At 44.5% G+C, this 3,123-nt stretch carries 4 protein-coding genes; all 4 read left to right on the forward strand.

Translation table 11 applies throughout. The features are described 5' to 3' along the window. On the forward strand, window positions 1-522 hold a 522-nt coding region (locus tag B2X33_RS04125; RefSeq protein ID WP_296667857.1), incomplete at its 5' end, for a class I tRNA ligase family protein. Window positions 523-616: 94 nt separating this feature from the next. Beyond that, entirely contained in the window at window positions 617-1,192 is a 576-nt protein-coding gene (locus B2X33_RS04130; RefSeq protein ID WP_296021462.1) for a hypothetical protein, read from the forward strand. Between the two features lie 9 nt (window positions 1,193-1,201). Next, window positions 1,202-1,408: a helix-turn-helix domain-containing protein gene (locus tag B2X33_RS04135; RefSeq protein WP_296021468.1), complete on the forward strand. Its 207-nt coding sequence runs from the start codon at window positions 1,202-1,204 to the stop codon at window positions 1,406-1,408. Between the two features lie 183 nt (window positions 1,409-1,591). Beyond that, the gene (eno, locus tag B2X33_RS04140) at window positions 1,592-2,893 is read left to right on the forward strand and encodes a phosphopyruvate hydratase (protein ID WP_296667859.1); all 1,302 of its coding nucleotides are present in this window, start codon (window positions 1,592-1,594) and stop codon (window positions 2,891-2,893) included. Window positions 2,894-3,123: the final 230 nt, after the last annotated feature.

Here is a 3,123-nt window from a genome sequence, read left to right on the forward strand (position 1 = left end):
TTGTCAGAAAAGCCGATGAGCGATGTTGACATCACAGGAAAACTCGAAAAACCGCTCGCTTCGCTCCGAAAAACTTACGCTAAAACCGTAAAAAAAGTGACGGAAGACACAAGCAATCTTGACTTCAACGTTGCAATCAGCCAGATGATGATTTTTGTGAACGAGGCTTCAAAGCTCGACTCAATTCCAAAAGCGATGTGGGAAGGCTTTGTTCTCATGCTCTCGCCTTACGCTCCTCACCTTGGAGAAGAGCTGTGGCAGAAGCTCGGACACACAGACACAAACGCATACGAGAAATGGCCGACATTCGATGAAAGCTACTGCAAGGACGACACAAAGGAGTTCCCGGTTATGATAAACGGAAAGCTCCGCGCAAAGTTCGAGGCTGCAGCCGACACAGACAGCGCAACTCTTGAAGCAATGGCAAAAGAGACCGACGGCTACAAAAAATTCACCGACGGAAAAACAGTCGCGAAGATAATTGTAGTTCCAGGAAAACTCGTAAACGTCGTTGTAAAATAATTATCGTAAAAAATTAAAAAATTATCTAAAAACAATAAATATTTATTGACAAACGATAAAAACTCCTGTACAAATAAAAGTATAGGAGTTTTTTATGAACAACAGAAATATCAGTAAAATTACAAAAATCGTTTCAAAAATCTTTGAAATCTTGTTTCTTTTTAGTTCCGCCGCAATGATTGTCGCAACAGTGTTCTCATTTGTAATTCCTGAAAAATTCGGAAATTTTCTTCTTGAGTCAGTTGGAAACGGAACAATCGCCACAAATGGATTTGAAATTGAAATCGCTGATCAAAATGGAAATCTTATTCCAAGCGCGGTAAAAATTTTCGCTTTTGCAGGAATTTTTACAATGCTCTGCATGACAATGATTTTCAGAAATATTTATCTTATCATCCAAACATGCGAAGGAAAAACATGGTTCAGCAAGGGAAAAACGCCTTTTCAAAAAGACGTTGTAAGAATGGTCAGAGAAATCGGAATTTTCAGCATTATGATTCCTTTCATAGGTTTTGTAATGAGTCTGATTGCCCGAATTTCTCTCGGTGTTGATGCGTGCGAAACGAGCGTCCAGATTGTTGGAATTGCAATGGGAATCGCAATGATTTGTTTTTCAGAAATTTTTGCATACGGAATCAAACTGGAAGAAGAAGTTGAAGGACTTGTCTAGGGAACAAAAATGGGAAAAATCATTTTGCATCTTGACCGTGTAATGGTTGAACAAAAAATTTCTGTAAATGAACTTGCCGAAAAAGTCGGAATCACAAATGTGAATCTTTCAAAACTGAAAAATAACAGAGTTACGGCAATCCGCTTTTCGACATTGGAGGCACTTTGCAGAGTTTTAAAATGCCAGCCGGGAGATATTCTAGGCTACGAGGAATAGATACTTTTCGAGACTGTTAAATCCTTTCAGTAAATTCAGCAGGTTGTTATGCGGGGCAAACCCGCTTGAAGCTTATCTTTCGCTAACAAAATTCCATTCTCTCTTCTTGATTCTCTTTTGAAAAACCAATATATTAGCCCTGTAATTAGCATTAGCTAACATTTTCTTTTCAAGGAGAAAGCTATGAAATCAACAAAGATTGTAAAAGTTATCGGACGCGAGATTATCGACTCGCGCGGAAACCCGACTGTGGAAGCGGAAATTCATCTTGAAGACGGAACTGTCGCGCTTGGAGCCGCTCCGTCCGGAGCCTCAACAGGCGAATTCGAGGCGCTGGAGCTTCGCGACGGAGACAAGTCAAAATTCGGCGGAAAAGGCGTTTCAAAGGCCGTCGCAAACGTGAACGGCGCAATCGCCAGCGCAATTGTCGGGCTTGACGCGGCAGACACATACAAGGTTGACGGCGCAATGCTCAAGGCTGACGGCACAAAGGACAAGTCAAACCTTGGAGCAAACGCGATTCTTGCAGTCTCAATCGCATGCGCGCGGGCGGCGGCAAACTCGCTCCAAATTCCTCTCTACAGATTCTTGGGCGGAGTTCAAGGAACAAAGCTTCCAGTTCCGATGATGAACATCTTGAACGGCGGAGCGCACGCGGACAGCGCGGTTGACACTCAGGAATTCATGATTATGCCGGCAGGCGCGCCTTCGTTCAAAGAGGGATTGAGATGGTGCACGGAAGTTTTCCACAAGCTCCACGACCTAATCAAGAAAATGGGAGACGTTACTGCAGTCGGAGACGAGGGCGGATTTGCGCCTAACAAGCTCGGAAGCGACGAGGAGGCAATCGAAAAAATTCTCGAGGCGGTTGAGGCGGCAGGCTACAAGCCGGGCAAGGACTTCTTGATTGCGATGGACGCGGCTTCTTCCGAATGGAAGTCTCCGAAAGGAAAAGGATTCTATCATCAGCCGAAGTCAGGAAAGAACTTCACGACGGACGAGCTTATCGCGCACTGGGAAAAGCTCGCCAGCAAGTATCCGATTGTCTCGATTGAGGACGGGCTTGACGAGGAAGACTGGGAAGGCTGGGTAAAGATGACAGAAAAACTCGGAAAGAAAGTCCAGCTCGTAGGCGACGACCTTTTCGTCACAAACGTGGAGCGGCTTTCAAAGGGAATAAAGATCGGGGCTGGGAACTCAATTCTTATCAAGCTGAACCAGATTGGCTCTGTCTCAGAAACGCTTGAGGCAATCAAGATGGCGCACAAGGCGGGCTACACAGCAATCGCTTCCCACCGCTCAGGCGAAACAGAGGACACAACAATAGCAGACCTTGCAGTAGCTCTCAACACCTGCCAGATTAAGACAGGCGCGCCAAGCCGCACAGAGCGCGTGGCAAAGTACAACCAGCTTCTGCGCATTGAAGAGGAGCTTGGTGACGCTGCCTGCTACCCTGGATTTGAGGCGTATAATATTAAGAAATAGAAAAAAGAAATTACATTATTGAGTTATAAAAAAGCCTGGACTGAAAACTGCTTTTACAGTTGAGGAACGGGCCTTTTTAATCAGGCAGAGTAATAAGTTTTGGGGATTCTGCTTAACAGGCTCTGATTCCTAATATAACTTCTGATGACATTAAAGCTAAATTCTAGCAGTCGTCAATGCTGTTAGATGTCTGCAATCAACCTACGTTTTGACAGCTATCAATATTGTTA

Origin of the sequence: Treponema sp. UBA785 (assembly GCF_002297065.1) — a bacterium.
In the GTDB taxonomy this organism is placed as follows: domain Bacteria; phylum Spirochaetota; class Spirochaetia; order Treponematales; family Treponemataceae; genus Treponema_D.